Origin of the sequence: Paenirhizobium daejeonense (assembly GCF_014280875.1) — a bacterium.
GTDB lineage: Bacteria > Pseudomonadota > Alphaproteobacteria > Rhizobiales > Rhizobiaceae > Allorhizobium > Allorhizobium daejeonense.
Genome location: NZ_JACLAL010000002.1, coordinates 177,408 through 203,234 on the forward strand (window position 1 = coordinate 177,408; position 25,827 = coordinate 203,234).

A 25,827-nucleotide genomic window follows, 5' to 3' on the forward strand; every position below is an offset into this window, starting at 1 on the left:
TGCAAAATTCGGCGAAGCCACAATAAAAACCGATAATGTCTGCCTTTGGGCCGTGGCCTCACGCCGCGCGAATGTCCTCGTCGGCTTCCTGCTTGATCGAAGCAAGCGTCAGCGGCACCGGAGCCATGACAAGCCGTCCTGCAGGCTTGGCCGCGCCCACAAGATGGCCCCAGTTGATCAGTTCGAATCGGCCATCGGGATGTTCGGCGATTGCCGTGCAGCTTTCCACCCAGTCACCGGTGTTGATGTAGTGGATGCCGTCAATATCCTCCATGACGGCATGATGGATGTGACCACAGATCACGCCATCGACCTCGTTACGCCTCGCTTCCTCGGCAACCACCCGCTGGAACTCACCGATAAAGTTGACCGCCTGCTTCACCTGTTGCTTGGCCCAGGAGGAGAACGACCAGTAGGGCATCCCCAGCCGGCGCCGAAATCCGGCAAGCAGGAAGTTGATCGCAATAGCTGTGTCATAGGCCCAGTCGCCAAGATAGGCGAGCAGCCGCGCATTGCGCACCACGACGTCGAATTCGTCCCCGTGCAGGACCAGATATTTCCTGCCGTCGGCGGTCTCGTGGATCATGCGCTCGGCGACTTCGATGCCGCCGAAATGGGTGCCCGGAAAACCCCTCAGGAATTCGTCATGATTACCAGGAATGTAGACGATACGCGTCCCCTTGCGCGCCTTGCGCAAGAGCTTCTGCACGACGTCGTTGCAATCCTGCGGCCAGTACCAGCTTCGCTTCAGCCGCCAGCCATCAACGATATCGCCGACGAGAAAAATCGTGTCGGCCTCGTGTGTCCGTAGAAAATCGAGAAGAAAGTCGGTCTTCGCCGCCTTTGAACCCAGATGTACATCGGAAATGAAAAGGGTTCTGAAATGCCGCGTATCCGTCTGCCCACTCACGGTCGCCATCCTCTTGATCTCGCCTCATGAAACCATGACTGGCTCAAACCAGACTCGTGTTTCAGGAAGATGACACGCAGGGGATATGCCGTTTTCAGCGGAAAGATCCGGGCAAGAATGGCCGGAAACGGCCTTTGGGCACACAACGGTCACCGATACCCGAGACCGTCGGGCGGTTTACGCCAGCTCGGGCAGTCGGTGCCGGGAGAGAAGCCCGGCCTCCTCCCGCTCCACCCCTAGCGACACAAGAACAAGCTCGGCAACCTCGCTGCCGGCATCCCGCCAGGTCTTGTAGCCCTCCTGCACCAGCATCATGCCGGAAAGCGTCGCGCCGCCGATGATCGCCAACGCCGAATTGGCCTGTTCATGCCGGATCGCATAGCGGCCATTCTCTATCCCGAGCCTGAGGTCCTCGCCGGATGTGCCGGCAAGCAGGCCCTGAAGCGTGCGGTTGCTGAAACCGAAATGCACCATGAACCGGCCCCATTGCGGCTCTTCATGCGATCTGCGGATGAAAAGCCGAATGCCGCAGGCCAGCCGCAATGGCGGATCGTTGATCGCCTCCAGATTGCCGCGCACCTTGAGCAGCATCTCGCTCGCCAGATCCCCCGCGATATCCTCGAACAGCCTGCCTGGGTCCGGTATGGCGTTATAGACGGTTCCACGCGCGACACCCGCCTCCTCTGCAAGCTCGCTGATCGTCACCCGATCAGAACCTTTGCTGGAAAAAAGCCGCATGGCGGCATCGTAGATACGGCATTTTACATTTGGCACGTGAAGATGATCTCCGTGGTCCATCCGTCGGCCCGAAATCGTCCGACATTCATTCCCGTTGCCAAACACATTTCAATCATCCTGATTCCGATTGTGAGAAACGACCGGTAAACACATGAATCCGGACGAAGTTCCCTATTCTTCGCGTGAACGCAACCCATCGGAAACGGCAATCCGAATATCAGATTCCCACCCTTGGACGCCAGATCATTCACCTCGAAACGGCCAGCTTCATCTACCTGCGGCAAACGGACAAAACTGTTGACTTTTGAACACATGTGTTCAATCTAGATCGAAATTGCCTTTCTCATCAACATCTCGTCCACGGGCCATGAGAAACCATCCTCCCGGAAGGCCCGACAAGGAGAAATTCCGTGAAGAAACTCATCGTCGCATTAGGCCTTGTCCTCACACTCGCCGCCTGCGCACAGACCACCAGCGAAACTACAGGCAACACCCCGGCCGCCAAGTCGAAATACGGCATCGGCCCCACTTCTCTGCCTCCTGTCATCACGCCTTCGGTCTGAGGTCCATCCTCGGACATTCGTTTTCGCCGGTGCCACCGCCCGCTCTCCCCATGCAGGGCTATATGCGACGGGACCTGCATCGTTCAAGCGCGTGCATTGGGCCGAAACAGGCACGGCAAGAAGCTGCAATGGCCAGATGGGAGCCACCATCCGGCCATTGCCTCATGAGCACCGGGTAAAGTGGTTGCGATCAGAACCGAATGGGACTTCCCCCCCGGGCCAATTGGTGTATTCAGGGATCTCGATAACCTGAAACGACGATGCCGATGGACAAGATGAACGCTCCCGAAAAAAACAAGCCGCAGCCGACGACCGCAGTCGCGGACCTCGATGAACAGGCCCTGTTTTATCACCGCTATCCCCGTCCCGGAAAGCTTGAGATCCAGGCCACCAAGCCGCTGGGCAACCAGCGCGACCTGGCGCTCGCCTATTCTCCGGGTGTTGCCGCGCCCTGCCTCGCGATCCGCGACGAGCCGGAAACCGCCGCCGATTACACGGCCCGCGGCAATCTCGTAGCCGTCATCTCCAACGGCACGGCGGTGCTCGGCCTTGGAAATATCGGGCCACTGGCCTCCAAGCCGGTGATGGAGGGCAAGGCGGTTCTGTTCAAGAAGTTCGCAGGCATCGACGTCTTCGACATCGAGATCGACGCTGCCGGCGTCGATGCGATGGTATCCACCGTCTCCGCGCTGGAACCCACCTTCGGCGGCATCAACCTTGAGGACATCAAGGCGCCGGAATGCTTCGAGGTGGAAGCCCAGCTTCGCGAGAAGATGAACATCCCCGTCTTCCATGACGACCAGCACGGCACGGCAATCATCGTCGCGGCCGCCATCCTCAACGGCCTGGAGCTCGCCGGCAAGAAGATCGAGGATGTGAAGATCGTCGCCTCGGGCGCCGGCGCCGCAGCACTCGCCTGCCTCAACCTGCTGGTGACGCTCGGCGCACGCCGCGAAAACATCTGGGTCCACGACGTCGAAGGCCTCGTCTATGTTGGCCGCGAAGTGCTGATGGACCGCTGGAAATCTGTGTATGCCCAGGAGACTGACAAGCGCGTTCTGGCGGAATCCATCGAGGGCGCAGACGTCTTCCTCGGCCTTTCGGCTGCTGGTGTCCTGAAACCTGACCTGCTGGCGAAAATGGCTGAAAAGCCGCTGATTATGGCGCTCGCCAATCCGACGCCTGAAATCATGCCGGATCTCGCCCGCGAAGCCCGGCCGGACGCAATGATCTGCACGGGTCGTTCCGACTTCCCGAACCAGGTCAACAACGTCCTCTGCTTCCCCTACATCTTCCGCGGTGCGCTCGATTGCGGCGCGACAACCATCAACGAAGAGATGAAGATGGCCGCCGTGCGCGCCATCGCGGCACTTGCCCGCGAGGAAGTCTCGGAAGTTGCCGCCCGCGCCTATACGGGCGAAACCCCGACCTTCGGACCGAACTACCTGATCCCCTCGCCGTTCGATCCGCGCCTGATCCTGCGCATTGCGCCGGCCGTCGCGCGCGCCGCCGCCGAAAGCGGCGTGGCCAAGCGCCCGATCACCGACTTCGACAGCTATCTCGACCTGTTGAACCGCTTCGTCTTCCGCTCGGGCTTCGTCATGAAGCCGATCTTCGCGGCAGCAAAAAAGGCGCAGAAGCGGGTCATCTTCGCGGAAGGCGAAGACGAGCGCGTGCTGCGCGCAGCCCAGGTCCTGCTCGAGGAAGGTACCGGACAGCCTATCCTGATCGGCCGTCCCCAGATCATTGAGGCCCGCCTCAACCGTTTCGGACTGCGCATCCGCCCGGGCGTCGATTTCAGCCTCGTCAATCCGGAAGACGATCCGCGCTACCGTGAATATGTCGATGACTATTTCGCTCTTGTCGGCCGCGAAGGCATCAACCCGGAAGCCGCGCGTACCATCGTGCGCACCAACAACACCGTGATCGGGGCGCTCGCCGTCAAGCGCGGCGAAGCCGATGCGCTGATCTGCGGTGTGGAAGGCCGCTACGATCGCCATCTGCGCGATGTCCACCAGATCATCGGCAAGAAGCCCGGCGTTTGCGCCTTTTCGGGCCTCAGCCTGCTGATCTCGCAGCGCGGCGCGATCTTCTTCACCGATACCTTCGTGACCTACAATCCTTCCGCAGCCGAGATCGCCGAAATGACGATCCTCGCAGCGCAGGAAATCCGTCGCTTCGGTATCACTCCGCGAGCGGCGCTGGTCGCGCATTCTAACTTCGGTTCGCGCGATTCCGAAAGCTCCCGCAAGATGCGCGCCGCGTTGAAGCTCATACGAGAACAGGCTCCCGAACTCGAAGTCGACGGCGAAATGCAGGGCGGCTCCGCCCTTTCGGAAAGCTTGCGCAAGCGGGCGATGCCGCACAGCACGTTGACCGGTGAAGCTAACCTGCTGGTATTCCCCAATCTCGACGCCGCCAACATTTCGCTCGGCATCGTTCGCACCATGATGGACGCCCTGCATGTCGGGCCCATCCTCCTAGGAGCGGCGCTTCCGGCCCATGTTCTGTCGACGTCGGTCACCTCCCGCGGCGTGGTCAACATGGCGGCCCTCGCCGTTGTCGAGGCTTCCCAGCCCGGTTGATGCAAGCCGTTAAATAGTTGAAAAAGAATATCCTCGCCACCGATTGGCGGGGATAATGCGCCGACTTCCCGAAGCCGGGACATGCCCAAAATTTGGCTGGACAACCGCCTGTCCGCCGCCCAATCTCGACCCGTGTAATTTCAGGGTTTCAGGATGACATACCAGGGCGGCTATTTCGACCTGCTGGACTGGCTTGAAAGCGAAAAGGGCGTTCGACCGCAACAGTTTTTCAGAAGGATACAAAAGGCCTTTGGCCTTGCCAATCTGCTCTACGCCGAAGCCACCATCACTCCCGCGGGCGTCAGATTACACCGGCTGCACCACACTTTCACGCCGGTCCTGGTGCGCGCCGTCAAGGCTCTTCCCGACCATGTCACCCGCCCCTCGATGCGGGAAGCCTTCAATGCGATCGGCATTCTCGACTGGTCGTGGTTCATTGGCCGCACCATCGAAGCGCAGACGTTGCATCAGCTTTCTGCGGCTCTCGCGATCACTCCCCATGGCGTCGTTTATCCACTGGCAGCGCGCGAGGGACGCTCGGCCCTGATGGCAGTGAATTCCAACCTTCCAGCCGCTGAATGGGCTCGCTACCGACGCCAGAACGACCCTTACCTGCATGACCTTGCCACACGATTTCACGCCCACCTCGTCACCGGCCGCACCCATAGCGCGATGTCCGGTCGGAGAAAATCAGAACTCACTACCCGTGAACGGGAAACTCTCACCTGGGCGGCAGCCGGCAAGAGTTACTGGGAGACATCCGTGATCCTCGGCATATCGGAACGCACAGTGCGTTTCTTCATGTCGAATGCCAGGCGCAAGCTGAACGTCGCCACCAACACGCAGGCAGTCGCTGAGGCTGTCTGGCGAGGCCTGATCACCACAGCCAGTGACGGGTAGTTCGTATACTCCGGATCAGGCGGTCCGGAATGATAATCAAAAATTGCAAAGTTATACACTGTCACTACCGACAGTTTAAATTCCTATGCAGTTCGGCATTTTTTCCTCTCCAACCACGGAAGGAAATTGCCATGATCAGGATCATTACCGCCGCGAACCGCGAAAGCCATTCAACCGAGATCGCCGAAATGCACGCCCTTCGCAAGAAGGTCTTCCACGATCTGTTGAAGTGGGACGTCTCCGTGAAGGGCGACTGGGAGATCGACCACTACGACGCCGCCAACCCGGTCTATGTCCTCTCCTATTCGCCGGAAGGCCGCCTGCGCGGCTCGCTGCGGCTGCTGCCGACGCTCGGACCCAACATGCTGGACGATACCTTTCCCATCCTGCTGGGCGACGAACCGGAAATCCGTAGCGCCTCCGTCTGGGAATCCAGCCGTTTCTGCATAGAACCGGAGATTTCCCAGGACCGCGCCTCCAACCAGGTAACGGTGGCCGCCGCAGAACTGATGTGCGGTGTGGGAGAACTCTGCCTCGCCTCCGATATCTCGCATATCGTCACGGTGACCGACGTCTTCCTCGAACGCATGTTCCGACGCATGGGATGCCCCGGCGAGCGCATCGGGGAGCCCCGCAAGATCGGCTCGGTCTTCGCGGTTGCCGTCGGCTGGGAAATCGACACGCAAATGCTTGCCGGCATGAAGGCCATTGCCTCCATCGACGGCCGCGTCCTCGAGGATGTTTCAGCGCTCGGCCGCGCTCGCGCCGCCTGACGCATTTCGGTCGCGCCGATACAAGGCCCGTTAACACAAATAAGTGTTCCCGGTTGGCACTTCGTCACTCGCTAATTATGGTTACATTACATATAGGCTCATCGAATATGAGCCAGAGTGGCACGAACTAGACCGGGGACACCATTTGCAGCGCGGCAAGAAACGATTTCTGCTGGCATTCGCCGCCGTGCTGGCGTGTCAGCCGATTGCCGCCCACGCCTCGGCTGTGTGCGAACAACTGCGCGACGGGCTGACGAACAGCAGCCAGATCATCGGCAACAGCAGCGAATTCCGCCGTTATTCCAGTGCCATAGCCCGGCAGAACATCGAGATCCGCAAGACCCGTCAGGATATGCGCCGCCTGCGTTGCGACACCTCCGCTATTGTGGTGATCCGCGCCGACGGCGGCAATGACTGTTCGGATCTTTCTTCCGCTCTGACCAGAATGGAAGAGAACAGACGCGACCTCACTTCCCGGCTGGAAGCGCTGCGCAAAAGCGGCCCGGACGAGACGACCAAGGCGCGCATTCTCGCCGCCCTCGACGTAAACGGCTGCAACAATGAACCTCCCGTCGATACCGAGGCTACATTGTCGGAAGGCCAGAACCTCGATGCCGAAGGACAGTCTTCCGCTCAAGAAGAATCCGACAATCGCATGACCTCTGCGCTCGATGAAGCGGCGGGCTACGGCAATCTACGCACGCTTTGCGTCCGTACCTGCGATGGCGGCTTTTTCCCGATATCGTCCAATACCTCGCCTATGAACTTCCGGCGGGATGCCGACACCTGCCAACAGATGTGCCCGGGCGTTGAGACGGAGCTCTATTATCACTCGATGATGTCAGGCGAGAGCGCCGATATGGTCTCGACCCAGACGGGCCGGCCCTATCGCGAGCTTCCAACCGCCTTTTCCTATCTGAACCGGCCGGCCGGCGAAAAATCCGCCTGCGAATGCAATCTCGGCGCCTATTACTCGAAGATGCGGGAAAGCAACACGGCCATGAGCGTCCCGGATTACAAGTCTGCCGTCATCGAGGTGAAGCCGAAGGTTCCAGCGAGCATACCGGCCCAGCAGGTATCATCGACACCCGCCGAGCGTCCCTATGATGCTGAGGACAGCAAGATCCGGCGCGTTGGGCCATCGTTCCTCGCCCCTGATCAGGGGAATCTCGACCTTCGACATCCGGCAGCGCCCGGACCGCAGCCTCTCCAGTAACGAAACGAAGACGACCGGTCACACGGTGACCGGTCGTCTTATCTTCCATTACGTTGACCCGCACTCAGGCAGCGCGGGATACCACGCCTCGAGCGGTCTGATCCAACAGTCGGAACTGATTGACCTGACCGGCCAGTTCTTCTGCCTCCTGCGCCAGCTTATGGGCAGCAGCGCTCGTTTCCTCGACCATGGCGGCATTCTGCTGGGTCACCTGATCCATCTGGGTGATGGCCGCATTGATCTCTGACAGACCCGTCGACTGTTCATGCGCTCCGGTAACGATGGCCCTTATATCGCCATTGATTTCCATGACATTCGCCTGGATCAGGCTCAAAATGTCGCCGGACTGATGCACCAGTGAAACGCCACTGCTGACCGCTTCGTTCGATTTTTGGATAAGGGCAGCGATTTCCTTTGCCGCGTTGGCCGAACGCTGGGCAAGTTCACGGACCTCCTGCGCGACGACGGCAAAGCCCTTGCCCGCCTCGCCGGCCCGAGCAGCCTCGACGCCGGCATTCAACGCGAGCAGGTTGGTCTGGAAAGCGATTTCGTCGATCACGCCGATGATCTTGCCGATCTGGGAAGAGCTCTGCTCTATATTGCCCATCGCCTCGATCGCGCTGTGTACGATCTGGTCGGATTGTTCTGCACGACGATTCGCCTCGCCGACCTTACGGCTAGCCCCGTCAGCGATAGCAGCGGCATTTTTCACGGTAATGGTGATCTGGTTCAGAGCGGCAGCGGTCTGCTCGAGAGCGGCGGCCTGCTGCTCGGTGCGCCGGGCGAGATCGTCGGAAGCGGAACGCATTTCAGACGAACTGGAGCGGATCTCGTGCGAAATACCGGTAATGCCGGCCATCGCGGCCTGCAGCTTGCGGGCGGACTGGTTGAAGTTGTCGCGCAGCCGATCATATTCACCATCAAGATGCGTATCGATACGCGCCGTCAGGTCACCATGGGCGAGACTGTCCAGCGCTCCGGCGAGCGCATCCACGGCCGCTTTCGTGCGTTCGAGTTCAGCCATGCGTTCGGCCTCATTCTTCGACTGCAACTGCTGCACTCGATCACGATTACGCTGCTCCTCTTGCTGAGCATTCCGGCGCGCGATCAGGTTCTCACGGAAATTCTGGAAGGAGCGGGCGAGATCGCCGATTTCATCGACCCGCTCGGCGCCAGCCAATTCGACATCGCTGTTTCCTTCCGCGAGCGCATTCATTGCCGCAGTCACGCGATTGAGCGGAGCGAGCAGCCGACGGGAAACGAAGAAGGCCAGCAAGGCGCCGCACCCGATCATCACGACTCCGAGTGCGGCAAGCGTCAGCGCCATGGCTTCCGCCTTCGCGTGCGTTTCCGCGATGTCTGCGTCGGCCTTTGCATCCTCACGTGCAACGATCGCACCGACAATCGAACTCGTGGCTTCTATCTCCTTCTGAAGGGCATCAGAAAAGCCGTCAAAATTGCCCATGAGCTTGTTGCCCTCGGCAGGACCAGCGGCGATGTAAGCCTTGGCCATGGCAATTCCGCCCTGGTGGAACTCCTCATAACGTTTGGTCAGCTGAACGATGGCCGGAACCAGTTCAGGAGCCGACAGACTGCCCGCCAGCACCTCAATCCGTTGCGCCTTCTGGTGAAGTCGAACGGATTCATCCTCCGCGATCTTGAACCCGTCATCGAGACCATCGAGAGCCTGTGTGGCGGAAATATCGGTCAAGGCTTCCTGCGTGCCCACGATTGCGAGCTCCACCTCCTTCTGCAGCGAAATAAGTTCGCGTAGCTGAAGATCGACCTTTCGTTCGTTGTCGTAGAGGCTGATGAGGGAATTCAACTGCCGTTGTCCCGCAATATCGGAGATGGCGAGGACCGCCGAACTCACCAACACGAGTCCGGCAATAGCGGCGGGTACCGCCCTGCCTAGGCGAATGCGCAAAAGATACATGAGGTCTCCAGAAGAGATATGACACCCGTGGGAAGCGGAAGGCCTGTTCATCCGGCGAGCAACTACTGCATCATGCAATCGCAACCACCCTTACGTAACGAGAGGATTAGGTCGCAGCGCTTAATGTTTATTAAACATAAAGGCTCCCCGACGAACCATTTTTGGTCAGGAGCACTCCTGGGCGCGAGATTCCGACGGCGCCCCCCAGGTCTCCTCGTAGACCAACTCTTCCAGCGGGATCCTCTGTCGCCAGCCCTTCACTGCAAGTTCCGGCTGATCGAAAAGACGGTCGACATAGCCAAGGCAGAACCAGCCGATGATCTCGACATGCTCTGGTATCGAAAGCACCGACCGCAGGTCGTCCTGATGGAAGATGCTGACCCATCCGACCCCTACCCCCTCGGCTCGGGCAGCAAGCCACAGGTTCTGAACCGCACAGACCGTCGAATAACTGTCCATGCGAGGATTGTGGGTTCGTCCGAGAATGACAGGACCGCCCCGTGTCGAATCGCATGTCACGCAGATGCCGACAGGCGCCTTGCGAATGCCTTCGAGCTTCAACCGCTGATAATTCTGGCGCTGTTCGCCCGAGAACATCGCGGCGGCCTCTTCGTTGGCCCGGGAAAACGCCTGCCATACGGCCTCGCGCTTAGCGGCATCGCGCACCACCAGAAAATTCCACGGCTGCATGAAGCCAACTGACGGCGCGTCATGCGCCGCCTGCAACAGACGCCATATGAGTTCGTCCGGTAAAGGATCAGGCAGGAACTGATCGCGTACGTCGCGACGGCTGCGAATGGCTCGGTACACGGCCTTCCGCTCCTCGGCTGAAAAGGCACCTGCCCGCACGAGATGATCGTTCGGTTCGTTGCGCATCGTCATATCCCCAACAATGCCAGCAACCGCCTGCCGTCCGCGCAGTGCAAGTCTATCTCGTCAGGCCGGTCTTCTGACTGGGCTTCCTCTGCTCCGCTCAACCTTCCCGACCTCACGGTCAGTGGTCCGGATCCGAAGATCCGATGACGGGGCATCCACCTCACAGCGTTGGGCACGTGCCGGAATTCCACCGGCTTCCCGATTCTCCCGCAACAGCGCGCGGGCACCTGACGTGAATGTTTCTACAACAAGCACGCTGCCGCGCAAACCGCCGTTTGCGACAGATCGTCAATCCTGTTCGGGAAAGTACCTGACATAGGCGAACTCGTCTCCATCCGGCGACCAGCTCGGCACGTTGATCGTCCCCTGACCGCCGAACAGCTCGAAAAGCGTTTCGATGTTGCCGCCATCCATGTCCATCAGGCGCATCCTGACGTTGAGGTCGCGCGGATGATCGAAGACCTCGGGATCGTAGGAAATCAGGACGACCTTGTCGTTCCTAGGCGAAGGATGCGCAAACCAGTTGCCGAAATCGTCGTCGGTCAGCTGCTGCAAATCCCGACCGTCGGGACGGATGCGCCAGATCTGCATCAAGCCCGTGCGGCTCGAATTGAAATAGATCCACTCGCCATCGGCCGACCAGTCGGGACCATCATTGCGCCCCTCTCCGAAGGTCAGACGCGTCTCGAAGCCACCCTCTACCGATATGGTGTAGATATCGAAGATCTGATCCCGGATACCGCAATAGCTCACGAAGCGGCCGTCGGGCGACCATCCGTGCCAATAGGACGGCAGGTTTTCCGTCATCTGGCGTGGAGTTCCACCCTCGGCCGGCAGGATGTACATGCAGGTCCTGCCGTGTTCCACCTTGTCGCACAACATGATGAACCGGCCGTCCGGTGAAATGCCGTGATCGTTGTTGCAACGGGTGGCGAAGCCCGTGTCGATCTGCCGGGGTTCGCCGTCACCATCCGGCGGCAGGCGATAAAGCAGGCCGTCGCTGTTAACCAGCAGGTAACGGCCATCGGGCGACCAGTTTGGCGCCTCGACCAGTCGCTCCGTTTGCCAGACGATGCGGTGCTCGCGCGTGCGGATATTGAAGATCTCGAGCGAGCTTCGCATGTCCCCTCCAGTGCGTGCGCCGGAGCGCCGTCAGCGGTCCCGGAATCGGTTGGTGATCGGATAGCGCCGGTCGCGCCCGAAGTTCTTCTTGGTGATCTTCACGCCGGGCGCGGACTGACGCCGCTTGTATTCGGCAAGATAGAGCAGATGCTCTACCCGGTGCACCGTCGCCACGTCATGCCCACGGGCCACGATGTCCTCGACCGCCATTTCCTTTTCGACGAGGCATTCGAGAATGTCGTCGAGCACCGGATAGGGCGGTAGCGAATCCTGGTCGGTCTGGTTCGGCCGAAGCTCGGCGGAAGGAGCTTTGGAGAGGATATTGGCAGGGATGACTTCTCCCGACGGCCCGAGTGCACCCGGCGGCACATGCGCATTGCGCCAACCGGAAAGCGCGTAGACCTGCATCTTGTAGAGGTCCTTGATCGGATTGAAGCCACCGTTCATGTCGCCGTACAGCGTCGCATAACCGACTGACATTTCCGACTTGTTGCCGGTAGTCACCACCATTGAGCCAAACTTGTTGGAGATCGCCATCAGGATTGTGCCACGAGCGCGGCTCTGAAGGTTCTCTTCCGTGATGCCGCTGTCCGTTCCCTCGAACATGTCCGAAAGCGCAGAAAGAAAACCTTCGACCGGTTCGGCGATCGGCACGATGTCATAATGGCAGCCCAGCGCCTTCGCGCAGGCCTCGGCATCGGCAAAGGATTCCTGCGAGGTGTAACGATAGGGCAGCATCACCGTGCGCACCCTCTCCTCGCCTAGCGCATCGACGGCAATCGCCGCGCACAGGGCGGAATCGATGCCGCCGGAAAGGCCGAGAACAACACTCTTGAAGCCGTTCTTGTTGACATAGTCGCGGAAACCAAGAACGCAGGCGCGATAATCCGCCTCTTCCTTTTCCGGAATGTGCGACATCGGTCCGTCCGTGCATCGCCAGCCGTCCTCGGCGCGCTTCCACGTCGTCACAGCCATCGTCGGTTCGAACTGGCTCATCTGGAAAGCCAGCGACTTGTCGGCATTGAAAGCGAAGCTCGCACCGTCGAAGACCAGTTCGTCTTGCCCACCGACCTGATTGGCGAAGATCAGCGGCAGGCCACTCTCGATCACCTGACGCAGTGCCACCTGATAGCGCACATCGACCTTGCCGCGATAGTAGGGCGAACCGTTGGGAACGAGCAGGATTTCCGCACCTGTCTCGGCCAGCGTCTCGCAAATGCCGAGATCGTTCCAGATTTCCTCGCAGATCGGAATACCAAGCCGAACGCCGCGGAAGTTTACAGGCCCCGGCATATCACCCTCGACGAAAACACGCTTTTCGTCGAATTCGCCGTAATTGGGCAGATCGATTTTGTCGCGAAGGCCGATGACCTTGCCGCCATCGAGAACGGCGGCGGAATTGTGCCGACCCTTCTGCCCCTGCCGCGGGAACCCGACTATGACACCCGGCCCACCGTCAGCCGTATCGGCGGCAAGCTGCTCGACGGCATGCAGGCACGCCTTGAGGAAGGCCGGCTTAAGCACGAGATCCTCTGGCGGATAGCCGGAGATGAACAGTTCGGTCAAAAGCAGCAGGTCGGCCCCCTGCGCGGCCGCCTCGGCGCGTGCTTCCCGCGCCTTCGCAAGATTGCCGGCAACGTCGCCGACCGTCGGGTCGAATTGCGCAATGGCGATGCGCAGTATGTCGGGTCGAATGGGTGTGTCGCTCATGGGGCAGGTTTAGCGCGTGACGATGACAATCGCAACGTGGGCGTAGGCCTTGGGAAGCGCGAGGAGCAAAAGATCGCCAGGATAACAGATTCCATTTGAAAAAACGGTGTAGACAGTCAGTTCATCTGGCATTCATGACGGTTATGTGACAGCTATGCAAAGTTTGAATGACATCACTTGATAGCTGGAGAGCAAGGTGCTTGAGATTGGCTCAGAGCAGGCGGTTTCGTCGAACTCCGCCCCACAGGCCACCGTGGTACAGGCAGGTCGTCAGCAGGCGAAAGCAACGCTTGTCACGATTGCCACATCCCTCGGCATCGCGATCCTTACCGTCATCTGCAGCGAATGGCTGGCACGCGGCAGCCTCATAGACATTTCCGACTACATGCTCTCGCCGGACCGACCCGGCCTCGTGGCAGCTGGCATCATATTCCTCTTGCTGCTGGCAGGAGACGCGCTATTCGGCCGTGCCTACCAGTCGGCGCTGGTCATCGTTCCGCTGACGCTGCTGCCTGCCTTCTTTTCCGGACAAAAGCAGCTTTTCCTGTCCGATCCGCTCTATCCCAGCGACCTCCTCTTCGGGCGCCAGATCATGGAGCTGTTGCCTGTCATGGTGGCGGCAAAGCCTTTCACGGCCGTCGCTATCTCCGCCGCCACTCTGGCAACGATCGGCATTCTCGCCTATCTGTTTGTCGTCAGCTGGAAACGCTTTCCGCGCCTCAACGGCATTTCCAAGCTTGGTCGCCTGCTCGTGGCGCTGCCGGTCATCGGCGCCTTCCTGTCCCTGATGGATGCAACGTCCTATTCCTACCTGCGCGACCGGCTGAACATCATTCCCATGATGTGGGACCAGCAGGAAAACTATCGTCATAACGGCTTTCTGCTTGCATTCGCTTTCAACGCACCAATGGCCAACGTGTCGGCCCCGGAAGGCTATGGCAGCGACGCGATCGCCGATATTCCGGCCGACCGAGTGCCCGCCAGTTTCTTCTCCGGCCGCCATGCCGACGTCATCATGGTGATGAGCGAGTCCCTTTGGGATCCGACCCGCCTTTCCAATGTCGGCTTTTCCCCAGACCCGATGCCGACCATCCGCGCCAGCCAATCCGGTAATGTCTTTTCGCCGGAATTCGGCGGCATGACCGCCAATGTAGAATTCGAAGCACTCACCGGCTTCTCCAATGCCTTCCTCCCCTATGGAAGCATTCCCTACCAGCAGTATGTTCGCCGTCCGCTGCCCTCGCTTGCCACCTTCTTCGAATCCAAGGGCTACACCAGCAAGGCCTTCCACCCCTTCCAGAGCTGGTTCTGGAACCGCGCAAACGTCTACAAGTCCCTAGGCTTCGATAGTTTTTCTTCAGAAGAGAACATGCCGGCCATGGAAAAGCGCGGCATCTTCGCCTCCGACGAGTCGTTGACCCGCGAAATCATGCGTGTAGGTGACGATACCGCAGAACCGTTTTTCTTCTTTGCCGTCACCCTGCAGGGACACGGGCCCTACGAGGCGAACCGCTACGCCAGCAACACTGTCGAACTGGATGAAGCCGTGCTTTCTCCGCAAAGCCGCAACACGCTGGCAACCTATGCCCAAGGCGTACGTGAAGCGGACAAGAGCCTCAAGACGTTGATGGAGTGGGCGAAGAAGCGTCGCCGCGAAACCATCATTGTGTTGTTCGGCGATCATCTGCCGCCCCTTGGCACAGTCTATCCTGAAAGCGGGTATATGCCGGATCAGGTCGCAACCCGCAGGGCGCCGCTCGATGTCATGAAGCGCGAACACGAGACCCCACTCGTCGTCTGGTCCTCCAAGCGCGGGGTACAGAAAGACATCGGCTCGGTCAGCCCCGCCCAGCTTCCCTCGCTGGTGGTGAAGCTAGCCGGTTATCGCCACCCCTATTACACGGGCGTCCTAGGCCGGGCACAGGAACGCTTCACCGTCTTCGACCGCCATCTGTTGGTGGAACGCAATGGCAAGACGCAGACCGACTGGGCCGTCAATGGTACGACGCTCGATCCCACGATCCGCGACCTGCGGCTCCTGCAGCACGACATGATGTTTGGAAACCAGTTCGGCGTCGAGCGCTTCTTCCCCGAGATGACCGACCGCCTCCCCGACCCGTCGTCCTGATACCCCGACGAAAGGACGAACTGCCGCAGCAGCATCGTGCGCATTATCATTGCCTTGGATCTTGCGCGGACGAAAGAAAAGCGTCATTGACGTTGGAAGCGCCTCCGAAAGGAGGGCTAAGGGACGGTCTCTTGCGAGGTCACTTATGCCGACCGATCACGGCATCGTCCTGCTGGAATGATTTGTTCAAGTATTTCATCAGAGCGTAACGAGCCATGCGGTCATTGACCCGAGCCGAGATTGCTGCCCATCCATCGTTTCCGTCGATCGAAAAGCAGATTGCGAAACATCTTATAGAAATTCACGTCCGCACGCCGAGGCTGTCACGCCTGAAGGCGTCTCACCGAAAATGGTTGATGACGCAGTCGCTCTATGCGCTGAGCCTGCAGCGCACTGAAGACGACCCCCTCTCAGGCCTGACGGCAACCCGCTTCGTCGAGATCGTCATGAAGCTCGGCGCAGCAAGCCGAAACACGGCAACCGGCTTCCTGGCGGAACTGGTCGCCTACAAGTTTCTCCGCGACGTGCCAGATGTGCCCGACCGCCGTGTACGCGTTCTGGAAACCACAGAGGCTAGCAATACTGCAATGATGAGCTGGTTCACAGGTCACATGGCCTGTCTTGACCGGCTTGACGGCGGCAATCGTGAAGCGACGACCGCAGCCGATCCGCGCATCTTCCGTATTGCCCAACCCTTTGCCGCCGCCAAGCTGGTGGAGGATCCGATCTGGCGGGATCCACCCGACTCCATCGGCCATTTCCTTTGGTCCGATCTCGGCGGTATGGTGCTGCACGACCTGATCGCCCGCATCGAAACCTTCGAGCCTGAGGCGGAGCGCACGAACATCGGGCCCCTCACGCTGGCCGAACTGAGCGACATCTACATGATTTCGGCGACCAACCTGAAACGCATGTTCAAGAAGGCCGAACTGGAAAACCTTCTCGCATGGGATCAGCCTCGGCGACGGGGCGACCTGTGGCTTTCGAAGGCTTTCCTCAGCGACTACTTCACGTGGCAGTCCGCCAAGTTTGCTGCTCTGGACGAGGCCTACAACCACGCCGTTGAAGAGATTGCGGAAACCAATCCCGCAGCGATGGCTCAGGCTGTTGTGGTGGGAGCGGCCGGCGGTCCGTCGGCGGGAAACTTCGGCAGCGTATCGTCAAGATCGTAGTAGTCACCCTTGTCGGCGCAATAGATATGGTAGCCCGGTTCCAGGCCGGTGGGCATTTGGAAAGCACCGGCAAGAACGGACATGTAATCGAGCCCGTCGCCACGCCAGAAGAGCACCGAACCACAGGTGCAACAAAAGCCTCGCGCCGCCGTATCGCTCGCCCGATACCACGTAATGTTGTCCTCGCCCCTGAGTTCGATGTGTTCCAGCGCGACATTGGTGGCCGCATAGTAGTGCCCCGTCTGCTTGCGGCACTGGGAGCAATGACAGAATGTGATCGGCCGCAGCGCTCCCTTCACCTCGAAGGAAACGGCTCCGCACAGGCACGCACCGGTTCGTCGCTCGCCGCTCATGTTTACCTCTATCCACTGTTTCTCGTTGTTTGACAGGCGCAGGTTCGCCTTCCCACCCCTTTGAGGTCAATGGCAAAGCATTGAAGCTTTTATTGCGATTTCCTGAACACCGGGCTTTGGCAGTCTCGGCATCCTTTTTTGCAATGCATCAATATGAAAAATATCTAATGCAAGCAATAATTGCCAATTCAGAAATAACTAAACCTTAATAAGCAAGGAGTTTCATTACAATCTAAATTACGCATACACGGTAGAGGGGGTATTCCAGGATGCGTAGAAGGCAAAGCTTACTGACAGACAGGCGCGGTGCCGCAGCAATAGAGTTCGCCATTCTGGCCCCAGTCTTCTTCATGGTCGTCTTTTCGATGATCGGTTACGGCATCTACTTGAGCGTGAGCCATGCAGTACAGCAACTCACCGCCGATGCGGCGCGGACAGCCATTGCCGGATTATCATCGGTCGAGCGCAAGCAGCTCGCAGAGAAATACGTGAAGGTGACGACTCCCGAATATGCCTTCCTCGATGGCAAGGCCATGACGGTTGCAGTGCAGGATGACCCGAAAAATCCCGAACAGTTCACAGTCAGCATTTCCTACGATGCATCGGGCCTGCCAATCTGGCAGCTTTATAGTTTCGCCATGCCGGACAAGGTGATCCGACGTTTTGCAACAATCCGTGTGGGAGGAATATGATATGAAACATCGTTTAGCCTCCCTCCGCGCACAACTCCTGAGGGAGGATACTGGCAACATCGCGGTTTCGGCCGCGCTTGTCGCCCCACTGATCATCGGAACTCTGGCGCTTGGTGTGGATTACGGCCACCTGACCATGCAACGGCGAGCGCTGCAGCAAGCAGCAGATCTTTCCGCCATCGCTGCTGCTTCGAGCCTGTCAAATCCGGGACAGGCCGTTTTCGACTATTTCAAGATGAACGGGCTGGATATGCCCGTAGCCACGGCTTCCGGCCTTATCACCGATACCGGCGTAGTGCCACTCGACAAGGTGAGCCAGTACTCCGCAGTAGCCACGGTCGCCACCGGTCGCTACACCGCCGATCCCGCACTGTCGGTGGATGCACGCTTCGTCCAGACGAACAGCTATCCCGATGCGGTCAGGGTTGAAGTCCGCAGGAAGGAACCACTCTTTTTCGCCAGTGCCTTCGCTGATCCGCCGACCCTTGGTGCAGTGGGTACGGCCGCAGCAAACAAGGTGGCGAGTTTCTCCATCGGTTCGCGGCTGGCAAGTCTGCAAGGCGGTGTGCTGAATGCGGTGCTTTCCGGATTGCTCGGAACCAGCGTCAGTCTGGATGTCATGGACTATCGCGCGCTCATCGATGCCGACATTGCAGTTCTGAAGGCGCTCGACGCGCTTGCAATCGACCTCGGCCTCACGGCGATAACCTACGAGGAACTCCTCAAAACCGATGTCAGCTTTGGCAAGGTCATCGACGCCGTTCTTCGCCTGACCACCCTCGACGCCAGGACGAGGTCAGCGCTCGAAGCACTTAAGCGCCAGGTTGCCAAGACTAAGCTCACGGTCAAGCTTGAGAATGTCCTCAACCCCGGCCCCTATTCCGAACGCCTGATCGGCAGCGCCGACCACCTGACGGTTGACGTCGGAGTCTTCGAATTCCTGACGGCGGCGGCATCCGCGGCCAATGGCAAAAACCAGATCGCCGTAGATCTGGGCGCAACCATTCCAGGCCTCGCCTCCGCAAAACTGTCGCTCGCCATCGGTGCGCCGCCGGTCTCGACGCCGCCAGCGGCGGTCGGAGGCGTCGGGACCATCGTTCGCACGGCGCAAACGCGTCTCGCCGTAAATGTCTCCACCGACGGACTCCTGGCGCTAGCAGGGATCAAGGTCAAGGTGCCGCTCTATATCGAGGTCGCCCATGCCGAAGCAAAGCTTGCTGCGATCAACTGCCGCGACCGCACCGGCTCCGCGGACGTGAGGATCGAGGCCGTGCCGGGCCTTGTCGAAATTGCCCTCGGCAATATCGATACCACCGCCTTTGCCAACTTTGGCACGAAGCCCCGGGTGACCAAGGCTACTCTGGTTCAGGCCCCGCTCCTGGGTATCGATGCGTTGGCCTATATAAACGCCTCAAACATGGACAAAAAGACACTGACCTTCACGCCGAACGAGATTGCCAGCGGCGCCATCAAGACTGTCTCGACCAGCCAGACGTTAACAACGCTGCAATTCTCCCTGCTCAAGAATCTCGACATCGATATCCGGCTTGCAGGGCTGACGCTTGGAACACCACAAGCAGTACAGAACGCTCTAGCCCAGACGCTCGCCAACCTCACGGTTCCGCTCGACAGCCTGCTCTACAACACGCTGCTGGCGCTCGGCATCCGCATCGGCGAAGCCGATGTGCGGGCGACATACGCCAGCTGCCAGCAACCCGTTCTCGTCCAGTAGGCGAATACAAAAAAGCCGGCGTCCTCAGGGCGCCGGCTTTCAGGATGTTAGGAAGAAGCCAGATCAACCGTTGGCGACCAGCATCCGCTTTTCGTCGCGACCGCCCTTCATGCGCTCGGCCAGCAGGAAAGCCAGTTCGAGCGCCTGATCGGCGTTGAGGCGCGGATCGCAATGGGTGTGATAGCGGTCCTGCAGATCTTCTGCCGAAACAGCACGCGCACCGCCAGTGCATTCCGTCACGTCCTTGCCGGTCATCTCGATATGGATGCCGCCCGGATGCGAACCTTCTGCCCGATGGATCTGGAAGAAGCTCTCGACTTCCGAAAGAACCCGTTCGAACGGTCGGGTCTTGTAGTTGTTTAGCGTGATCGTGTTACCGTGCATCGGATCGCAGGACCAGACGACCTTGCGACCTTCGCGCTCGACGGCACGGATCAGCTTCGGCAGGTGGTCGGCAACCTTGTCATGGCCAAACCGGCAGATCAGGGTCAGACGCCCAGCCTCGTTCGCCGGATTCAGGATATCGATCAGGTTCAGAAGATCGTCCGGCTGCAGCGACGGACCGCACTTCAGACCGATCGGGTTCTTGATGCCGCGGCAGTATTCGAGGTGGGCATGGTCAGCCTGGCGGGTACGGTCGCCAATCCAGATCATGTGGCCCGAGGTCGCGTACCAGTCACCGGACGTGGAATCGACGCGGGTCAACGCTTCCTCATAGCCGAGAAGCAGCGCCTCGTGGCTGGTGAAGAAATCCGTCTCGCGTAGGCTCGGATTGTTGTCAGAGGTGATGCCGATGGCCTTCATGAAGTTCATCGTCTCGGAGATCCGGTCGGCGAGCTTACGGTAGCGCTCGGCCTGCGGACTGTCCTTCACGAAGCCAAGCATCCACTGGTGCACGTTCTCAAGGTTGGCATAGCCACCCATCGCGAAGGCGCGCAGCAGGTTCAACGTCGCAGCCGACTGCCGGTAGGCCATGATCTGGCGTTCCGGATTGGGGACGCGGGCCTCCGGCGTGAACTCGATACCGTTGACAATGTCGCCACGGTAGCTCGGAAGCTCGACATCGCCCTGCTTTTCAAAATCCGAGGAGCGCGGCTTGGCAAACTGTCCAGCTATACGGCCAACCTTGACGACCGGAAGCTGCGCACCATAGGTCAGGACGACAGCCATCTGAAGGAAAGCGCGGAAAAAGTCGCGGATCGTATCCGCGCCATGCTCGGCAAAGCTTTCCGCGCAATCCCCGCCCTGCAGCAGGAAGGCGTTACCTTCCGCGACATTGGCAAGCGACTTGGTCAGGCGACGTGCTTCTCCGGCAAAGACGAGCGGCGGATACTTGGCAAGCTGCGCTTCCGCATCCGCGAGCGCTACTGCGTCCGGATAGGCGGGAACCTGCTTGATCGGCTTCTGTCGCCAACTACCTGGGGTCCAATTCTGTGCCATGGTCTTCACCTGCTGTTAAAGGGCGGCCTCCTCCCGGCCGCTTGGAATTCGGGGCTTATAAACGGATATATCGGCGTTGCAAAGCCGAAGTTGAAGGGCTTTGATGTACACAGGGTCCACATTTCCGCCACGCCCCGCCCCTTGCATTGGCGCAACCAGATCCCAGTCTATCAGGTTTTACTGAAAAGCGGACCGCCCGCAGCACACCTTAGCTTCAACCTCCTGCATTCGCATCTTGAATTCACATGAACGTAAACGTAAGAATTCAGTCGGGGGATTTGACGCTCGGCGAGATGAGGAGATCGGTCGATGCAGCGGGATACGGATATCGAACGTAGTGATATCGTCTTTGAGGCAGCCGACGGGTTTCCGCTCGCCGGTACGCTCTTCGAAGGCGCGGGCGATGGCCCCCTCGCCCTGATCTCATCGGCCGCCGCGGTACCGCGCACCATTTATGCACGCTTCGCCCAGCATCTCGTCGCTTCCCACGGCTACCGCGCAGTGCTGACCTACGACTATCGCGGCGTATCCGCTTCCCAGGTGCCGCCGAACTGGACCGCCCTGCCACGCATGGCGGATTGGGCGGAAAAGGACATGCCGGCAGCAGTTGACCGGTTGGAACGTCAGGCACCCGGCAATCCGATGGTCGGCATAGGCCAATCCTTCGGCGGCCAGGCTCTCGGTCTCTGTGGCCGATCGGAAAGGTTCGAACGCTATATGATGGTCGCCGTCATGTCGGGCCACTGGCGCTTTACGGATGAGCCCTTGAAGGTCTTTGCAGCCATGAACCTGATCGGCGTGCCGCTTGCCATGCTGACCGGCAGCGTCCCGGGCTGGGTAGGCCTTGGAGAAACCCTGCCCGGAACGGTCTTCCGCCAATGGGCGAGATGGGGCCGATCTGCGGATTATTTCTTCGCCGATCCCGCCATGGATGCGGCAAAACGCTTCGCCGAAGTCCACACACCGATCCTATCGATCAGCGTCGAGGACGATCCTTGGGCAACGCCGCGCGCGCAGGAAGCGATACTGAAGGGCTATGTCAACGCGCCGGTCGAACGTCGCCGTGTCGCCCCGCCACCCGGCCAGACAATCGGCCATCTTGGCTTTTTCCGGCCGACATTCCGGGAAAACCTCTGGGAACCGGCCATCCACTGGCTCAACGGCGCAACGGAGAGAAACGCGGCGCTGGCGTCATGAGGTCCGCCAGCGAGAGCGGACCTCGGGAGCATTCCGGAAACCGCGCGCTCAGACGCGCTCGCCGTTCCTGACCCGATAGCTCGGATTATACATCGTCACCAGTTCCTCGGCGGCCGTCGGATGCACGGCCATGGTCCGGTCGAAATCATCCTTGGTGCAGCCGGCCTTCAGCGTGATGCCGAGAAGCTGTGCCATTTCGCCGGCGTCGTGACCGAGGATATGGGCACCGACCACCTTGCGGTCCGCGGCATTGACGATCAGCTTCATCACCGTCTTCTCCGCGCGACCTGAAAGCGTCGCCTTCATCGGCCGGAACTGGGCGCGGTAAACTTCGATTTCCTCGAACTTCTTCGCAGCCGCCTCTTCCGAAAGGCCGACCGTACCGATCTCCGGCTGGGAGAAGACCGCAGTCGCGATCAGGTCGTGATCCGGCGAGGTCGGGTTGTTCTTGTACTCGGTCTCGATGAAGCACATGGCCTCATGGATCGCCACCGGCGTCAGCTGCACCCTGTCGGTGACATCGCCAAGTGCGAAGATGCTCGGCACGTTGGTGCGAGAATACTGGTCGACGATGATGGCGCCCCGCTCGTTGGTGGTGACACCTGCGGCTTCGAGTCCCAGACCCTTGGTATAGGGATCGCGACCGAGCGCCAGCATGACCTGATCCGCAACAAGCGTGCCGTTGCTCTTCGTTTCCGCAGCAAGGCGTCCGTCAGCCGTCTTCGCGACGGAAACGAAATGGTCATGGAGAATGATGCGGATGCCCTTCTGCTCCATGGCTTCATGCAGACCGCGGCGCAGATCGTGATCGAAGCGACTGAGGATCTCGGCACCGCGATAGATCAGCGTCGTCTCCACACCGAGACCGTGGAAGATGTTGGCGAATTCGACGGCGATATAACCGCCGCCGGCAATCACGATGGATCCCGGCAATTCCGGCAAATGAAACGCTTCGTTGGACGAAATGCACAGCTCGTGCCCCGGCAAGGCGTCATGCGGATTGGGCGCTCCGCCGACAGCGACGATGATCTTCTCAGCGGTCACGACCTTGCCGCTCTTCGTAAGGCGCACGCTGTTCGGACCGACAAGTTCGGCGCGGGTTTCGAGGATTTCCGCTCCGGCGTTTTCGAGGCCCTTGCGATAGAGCCCTTCTAGCCGATCGATCTCCTTATCCTTAGCGGCGATCAGGGTCTTCCAGTCAAAGCGGCTTTCGCCCACCGTCCACCCAAAACCGGCGGCATCTTCGAAATGCTCATGATACTGCGAGGCATAGACGAAGAGCTTCTTGGGTACGCAACCTCGAATGACGCAGGTACCGCCGAAACGATATTCCTCGGCGATCCCCACTTTCTTGCCCAGCGAAGCGGCGAGCCTCCCGCTGCGGACACCGCCCGAACCACCGCCGATCACGAACAGGTCATAATCGAAATTCGACATAGAAAAGCTCTCCTTGCAATCTCGTTCCAGAGCACGCCATGCGTCCGTTCGGACGGGTGAAGGACGTCCCACTTCTTGAAGCTGCGCATCCTGCTTTCGGAAAACGATTTCAGTTGTCCGGCCGATGCGCCAGCGGATCGCCCCGATATAGAGTGCTGCGGCAGCATTTGAAACGGGTACGAAGCAACGCAACCGCAAAAAGAAAGGCCCGAATGCAATCCGGGCCTTTCCTTGAAAATTGATTTCGCAATTTACTGCTTTGGCGCGTCTGCCGGAGCCTCTGCGCCGCCGACCTCTTTCAGAAGCGCTTCGTTGGTCTGCTTCTCCAGATCGCGGGCAACGCCGGAGGTCCAGATATCGGCAGCCTTCAGCAGTTCACGAGTAGCAATCGGCCCATCCTTCAGCAACTTCTTACCGGCATCGCTCGAATAGAAAGCAGTGATCGCCTTGAGCTCATCGACGGTGAAGGCCTTCGCATAGACGAGAGCAGCTTCATTCTCCAGATCGGCGCGGCGCGGCGCGATCTTCAGCGCTTCTTCCTCGACCTTTTTGGAAATCTCATCCTGAAGGTTAGGATAGGCCTGAATAAGCTGCGCTACCAGACGATCCATGATGTTCGGCAGGATGTTGTCGAAACGGTTGGTGACGCCGAGTGAAGAGATGGCTGCGCGTGCGGCCTGCAAGTGTTCTGCCGGCACTTCCTGTGCCTTGGCGGAAGCGGCCAGCATCATGCTGCCGGCAATGAGCGCGACCGAGGTGACACGGCTCAGACCCGAAAACTTGATCATGAAATTCACAGCTCCTGTTTAGTTCTTTGCGCCCATCACCCGCGCACCCGCCGGACCGGCGATGATGGCAAGCGAGGCCAAGTTGATGAATAGTCCGTGTTCGACCACACCGGGGATTGTGTTCAGCGCACTTGCCAAGGCCTCTGCATCAGGAATGCGGCCAAAAGATGCGTCGAGAATAAGATGTCCACCGTCCGTGGCGAATACCCCGTCGTCCGACATTCGCATGCGCAACTCCCCAGAAAGACCAAGGCGGGAAGCGAGCTTTTCGATGGCAATCCGGGTCGCGACCTGACCGAAGGAATTGATCTCGATCGGCAACGGAAAGCGACCGAGCACGTCGACCACCTTACTTTCGTCGGCGATCACGATCATCCGCGACGAAGCAGCCGCGACGATCTTTTCGCGCAGCAAAGCACCGCCACCGCCCTTGACCAGCCGGAGGCCTGCGTCGACCTCGTCTGCTCCGTCGATGGTAAGATCGAGCTCGGGAAGTTCATCAAGCGATTTCAGCGGCACGCCGAGCTCGACACAGAGCCGCGCGGTGCGCTCGGACGTCGGAACGCCTTCGACCTTGAGGCCGCCGGCAACCTTTTCAGCGAGCAGACGGACGAATTCCTCCGCGGTAGAACCGGTGCCGATACCGAGGCGCATACCGTCCTCGACGTGCTCCAGAGCCGCAGCTGCGGCCTTGATCTTCATCTCGCGGGCGTCCATGCGCCAAAAACTCCTACATGTTGCGTCGAGTGCTGTTTACACGGCTCATAGCCCGAACGAAAGCCCCTTTCCGATACCGGTGTAGCGGTTGCCTTTTGTCAGGCTTTCGCCTAACCGCAGGGAGGAAAATAGCCAGTCACGCAGGATGGAGCCCAGCCTTTGACAGCCCCCACCATCGTCTTCGATCTCGACGGCACCCTTATCGACACCGCCCCGGATCTAGTCCAGAGTCTGAACCACACGATCGAAGTCGCGGATCTCGAGCCGGTGACTTATGCGGACCTCACCCATCTCGTGGGACAGGGTGCCCGCGTCATGATCGCAAGGGCATTTGCACTACGTGGCGCACCGCTCTCCGATGACGAACTGCCCGCTCTGCTCGACCGCTTCATCGAGCACTACAAGAGCAACATGCCGGGTGAAAGCCGTCCCTTCCCTGGACTGCTGGCAGCGCTGGACCGATTGACCGACGCGGGCTTCAATCTCGCTGTCTGCACCAACAAGATGGAAGCGCTTGCCCTGCCGCTCATCGAGAAGCTGGACATGACCAGGTATTTCAAGGCGATTGCCGGCGGAGATACGTTTGCTGTCAGGAAACCGGATCCAGGTCACCTGACCAGCACGATCGAACGGGCTGGCGGCGATCCGCGGCTGGCCGTCATGGTCGGCGACAGCGACAACGATATTCTGGCGGCGCGTAATGCGTCCATCCCCTCGATCGCCGTTCCATTCGGCTATTCGCACGAACCGATCGAAAATCTTGGCGCCGACCGGCTCATCAGACATTTCGATGAGCTGGATGCCGCATTGATCGGTGAACTGCTCAGCAATCGCTGAGCAGT

General features: G+C 59.6%; 22 protein-coding genes and 1 riboswitch. Of the genes, 11 read left to right on the forward strand and 11 right to left on the reverse strand.

Going from position 1 to position 25,827, the window contains the following annotated elements:
* Positions 1-58: 58 nt before the first annotated feature.
* Together H4I99_RS04495 and H4I99_RS04500 are read right to left on the reverse strand one after the other, a co-directional pair.
* Positions 59-919 carry a UDP-2,3-diacylglucosamine diphosphatase gene (locus H4I99_RS04495; RefSeq protein WP_163899514.1) on the reverse strand — a complete coding sequence of 287 codons (861 nt, stop codon included), beginning with the start codon at positions 917-919 and terminating at the stop codon, positions 59-61.
* A 168-nt stretch (positions 920-1,087) separates the two neighbouring features.
* On the reverse strand, positions 1,088-1,684 hold the full coding sequence (locus H4I99_RS04500; RefSeq protein WP_163899516.1) for a TetR/AcrR family transcriptional regulator: 597 nt from the start codon (positions 1,682-1,684) through the stop codon (positions 1,088-1,090).
* Between the two features lie 374 nt (positions 1,685-2,058).
* Here H4I99_RS04500 and H4I99_RS04505 point away from each other — a divergent pair, with 374 nt between their 5' ends.
* The 5 genes from H4I99_RS04505 (at position 2,059) to H4I99_RS04525 (ending at position 7,685) form a co-directional block, all read left to right on the forward strand.
* Positions 2,059-2,211 carry a lipoprotein gene (locus tag H4I99_RS04505; protein ID WP_163899517.1) on the forward strand — a complete coding sequence of 51 codons (153 nt, stop codon included), beginning with the start codon at positions 2,059-2,061 and terminating at the stop codon, positions 2,209-2,211.
* Positions 2,212-2,486: 275 nt separating this feature from the next.
* A complete protein-coding gene (locus H4I99_RS04510) occupies positions 2,487-4,796 on the forward strand; it encodes an NADP-dependent malic enzyme (RefSeq protein ID WP_163905727.1) in 2,310 nt (769 codons plus the stop codon).
* Between the two features lie 153 nt (positions 4,797-4,949).
* Positions 4,950-5,696, forward strand: coding sequence for a helix-turn-helix transcriptional regulator (locus tag H4I99_RS24660; RefSeq protein ID WP_163899519.1), 747 nt, complete (start codon positions 4,950-4,952; stop codon positions 5,694-5,696).
* A 131-nt stretch (positions 5,697-5,827) separates the two neighbouring features.
* Complete coding sequence (locus H4I99_RS04520; protein ID WP_163899521.1) at positions 5,828-6,469, forward strand: acyl-homoserine-lactone synthase; 642 nt, start codon at positions 5,828-5,830, stop codon at positions 6,467-6,469.
* A gap of 145 nt (positions 6,470-6,614) precedes the next feature.
* Positions 6,615-7,685 (forward strand): DUF2865 domain-containing protein, encoded by a 1,071-nt coding sequence (locus H4I99_RS04525; protein ID WP_163899523.1) that lies wholly within the window; start codon positions 6,615-6,617, stop codon positions 7,683-7,685.
* 64 nt (positions 7,686-7,749) lie between these two features.
* Here the strand turns inward: H4I99_RS04525 and H4I99_RS04530 are convergent, their stop codons facing one another.
* The 4 genes from H4I99_RS04530 to H4I99_RS04545 form a co-directional block, all read right to left on the reverse strand.
* Entirely contained in the window at positions 7,750-9,621 is a 1,872-nt protein-coding gene (locus H4I99_RS04530) for a methyl-accepting chemotaxis protein (RefSeq protein WP_163899525.1), read from the reverse strand.
* Between the two features lie 165 nt (positions 9,622-9,786).
* Positions 9,787-10,497, reverse strand: a complete 711-nt coding sequence (bluB, locus tag H4I99_RS04535) for a 5,6-dimethylbenzimidazole synthase (RefSeq protein WP_163899527.1) — start codon at positions 10,495-10,497, stop codon at positions 9,787-9,789.
* 46 nt (positions 10,498-10,543) lie between these two features.
* Positions 10,544-10,743: riboswitch (cobalamin riboswitch) on the reverse strand.
* Positions 10,744-10,785: 42 nt separating this feature from the next.
* A complete protein-coding gene (locus H4I99_RS04540; RefSeq protein ID WP_163899529.1) occupies positions 10,786-11,619 on the reverse strand; it encodes a TolB family protein in 834 nt (277 codons plus the stop codon).
* A 30-nt stretch (positions 11,620-11,649) separates the two neighbouring features.
* On the reverse strand, positions 11,650-13,329 hold the full coding sequence (locus H4I99_RS04545) for an NAD+ synthase (RefSeq protein ID WP_163899531.1): 1,680 nt from the start codon (positions 13,327-13,329) through the stop codon (positions 11,650-11,652).
* A 196-nt stretch (positions 13,330-13,525) separates the two neighbouring features.
* On the opposite strand from H4I99_RS04545, the gene H4I99_RS04550 reads away from it, so the two are divergent.
* Positions 13,526-15,457, forward strand: a complete 1,932-nt coding sequence (locus H4I99_RS04550; protein ID WP_425314356.1) for an LTA synthase family protein — start codon at positions 13,526-13,528, stop codon at positions 15,455-15,457.
* A 356-nt stretch (positions 15,458-15,813) separates the two neighbouring features.
* Complete coding sequence (locus tag H4I99_RS04555) at positions 15,814-16,629, forward strand: hypothetical protein (protein WP_244624912.1); 816 nt, start codon at positions 15,814-15,816, stop codon at positions 16,627-16,629.
* Here H4I99_RS04555 and H4I99_RS04560 read toward each other — a convergent pair.
* Positions 16,557-16,982: a GFA family protein gene (locus tag H4I99_RS04560; RefSeq protein WP_163899533.1), complete on the reverse strand. Its 426-nt coding sequence runs from the start codon at positions 16,980-16,982 to the stop codon at positions 16,557-16,559. The two genes, H4I99_RS04555 and H4I99_RS04560, sit on opposite strands and share 73 nt — an antisense overlap.
* Positions 16,983-17,251: 269 nt before the next feature.
* Here H4I99_RS04560 and H4I99_RS04565 point away from each other — a divergent pair, with 269 nt between their 5' ends.
* Both H4I99_RS04565 and H4I99_RS04570 read left to right on the forward strand, forming a co-directional pair.
* Entirely contained in the window at positions 17,252-17,674 is a 423-nt protein-coding gene (locus H4I99_RS04565) for a TadE/TadG family type IV pilus assembly protein (RefSeq protein ID WP_163899535.1), read from the forward strand.
* Position 17,675: 1 nt separating this feature from the next.
* Positions 17,676-19,406, forward strand: a complete 1,731-nt coding sequence (locus tag H4I99_RS04570; protein ID WP_163899537.1) for a pilus assembly protein TadG-related protein — start codon at positions 17,676-17,678, stop codon at positions 19,404-19,406.
* Between the two features lie 63 nt (positions 19,407-19,469).
* Here H4I99_RS04570 and H4I99_RS04575 read toward each other — a convergent pair whose 3' ends face one another.
* Positions 19,470-20,846, reverse strand: a complete 1,377-nt coding sequence (locus H4I99_RS04575; protein WP_163899539.1) for a class II 3-deoxy-7-phosphoheptulonate synthase — start codon at positions 20,844-20,846, stop codon at positions 19,470-19,472.
* A 309-nt stretch (positions 20,847-21,155) separates the two neighbouring features.
* Between H4I99_RS04575 and H4I99_RS04580 the strand changes: the two genes are divergently transcribed.
* On the forward strand, positions 21,156-22,043 hold the full coding sequence (locus H4I99_RS04580; RefSeq protein WP_164490786.1) for an alpha/beta hydrolase family protein: 888 nt from the start codon (positions 21,156-21,158) through the stop codon (positions 22,041-22,043).
* A 48-nt stretch (positions 22,044-22,091) separates the two neighbouring features.
* Here H4I99_RS04580 and gor read toward each other — a convergent pair whose 3' ends face one another.
* The 3 genes from gor to rpiA form a co-directional block, all read right to left on the reverse strand.
* On the reverse strand, positions 22,092-23,480 hold the full coding sequence (gene gor, locus H4I99_RS04585; protein ID WP_163899542.1) for a glutathione-disulfide reductase: 1,389 nt from the start codon (positions 23,478-23,480) through the stop codon (positions 22,092-22,094).
* A 251-nt stretch (positions 23,481-23,731) separates the two neighbouring features.
* Positions 23,732-24,268, reverse strand: coding sequence for a DUF2059 domain-containing protein (locus H4I99_RS04590; protein ID WP_163899544.1), 537 nt, complete (start codon positions 24,266-24,268; stop codon positions 23,732-23,734).
* An 18-nt stretch (positions 24,269-24,286) separates the two neighbouring features.
* On the reverse strand, positions 24,287-24,985 hold the full coding sequence (gene rpiA, locus H4I99_RS04595; protein WP_163899546.1) for a ribose-5-phosphate isomerase RpiA: 699 nt from the start codon (positions 24,983-24,985) through the stop codon (positions 24,287-24,289).
* A gap of 159 nt (positions 24,986-25,144) precedes the next feature.
* Between rpiA and H4I99_RS04600 the strand changes: the two genes are divergently transcribed.
* Entirely contained in the window at positions 25,145-25,822 is a 678-nt protein-coding gene (locus tag H4I99_RS04600) for an HAD family hydrolase (RefSeq protein WP_163899548.1), read from the forward strand.
* The last annotated feature ends 5 nt before the right edge of the window (positions 25,823-25,827 follow it).

Bases quoted from the DNA above. Each gene is read 5' to 3' on its own strand.
- bluB (WP_163899527.1), bottom strand. From the start codon at position 10,497: ATGCGCAACGAACCGAACGATCATCTCGTGCGGGCAGGTGCCTTTTCA.
- H4I99_RS04570 (WP_163899537.1), top strand. From the start codon at position 17,676: ATGAAACATCGTTTAGCCTCCCTCCGCGCACAACTCCTGAGGGAGGAT.
- H4I99_RS04560 (WP_163899533.1), bottom strand. From the start codon at position 16,982: ATGAGCGGCGAGCGACGAACCGGTGCGTGCCTGTGCGGAGCCGTTTCC.
- H4I99_RS04580 (WP_164490786.1), top strand. From the start codon at position 21,156: ATGCAGCGGGATACGGATATCGAACGTAGTGATATCGTCTTTGAGGCA.
- H4I99_RS24660 (WP_163899519.1), top strand. From the start codon at position 4,950: ATGACATACCAGGGCGGCTATTTCGACCTGCTGGACTGGCTTGAAAGC.
- rpiA (WP_163899546.1), bottom strand. From the start codon at position 24,985: ATGGACGCCCGCGAGATGAAGATCAAGGCCGCAGCTGCGGCTCTGGAG.
- H4I99_RS04565 (WP_163899535.1), top strand. From the start codon at position 17,252: ATGCGTAGAAGGCAAAGCTTACTGACAGACAGGCGCGGTGCCGCAGCA.
- H4I99_RS04540 (WP_163899529.1), bottom strand. From the start codon at position 11,619: ATGCGAAGCTCGCTCGAGATCTTCAATATCCGCACGCGCGAGCACCGC.
- H4I99_RS04510 (WP_163905727.1), top strand. From the start codon at position 2,487: ATGAACGCTCCCGAAAAAAACAAGCCGCAGCCGACGACCGCAGTCGCG.
- H4I99_RS04575 (WP_163899539.1), bottom strand. From the start codon at position 20,846: ATGGCACAGAATTGGACCCCAGGTAGTTGGCGACAGAAGCCGATCAAG.
- H4I99_RS04520 (WP_163899521.1), top strand. From the start codon at position 5,828: ATGATCAGGATCATTACCGCCGCGAACCGCGAAAGCCATTCAACCGAG.
- H4I99_RS04530 (WP_163899525.1), bottom strand. From the start codon at position 9,621: ATGTATCTTTTGCGCATTCGCCTAGGCAGGGCGGTACCCGCCGCTATT.
- H4I99_RS04545 (WP_163899531.1), bottom strand. From the start codon at position 13,329: ATGAGCGACACACCCATTCGACCCGACATACTGCGCATCGCCATTGCG.
- H4I99_RS04590 (WP_163899544.1), bottom strand. From the start codon at position 24,268: ATGATCAAGTTTTCGGGTCTGAGCCGTGTCACCTCGGTCGCGCTCATT.
- H4I99_RS04495 (WP_163899514.1), bottom strand. From the start codon at position 919: ATGGCGACCGTGAGTGGGCAGACGGATACGCGGCATTTCAGAACCCTT.
- H4I99_RS04555 (WP_244624912.1), top strand. From the start codon at position 15,814: ATGACGCAGTCGCTCTATGCGCTGAGCCTGCAGCGCACTGAAGACGAC.
- gor (WP_163899542.1), bottom strand. From the start codon at position 23,480: ATGTCGAATTTCGATTATGACCTGTTCGTGATCGGCGGTGGTTCGGGC.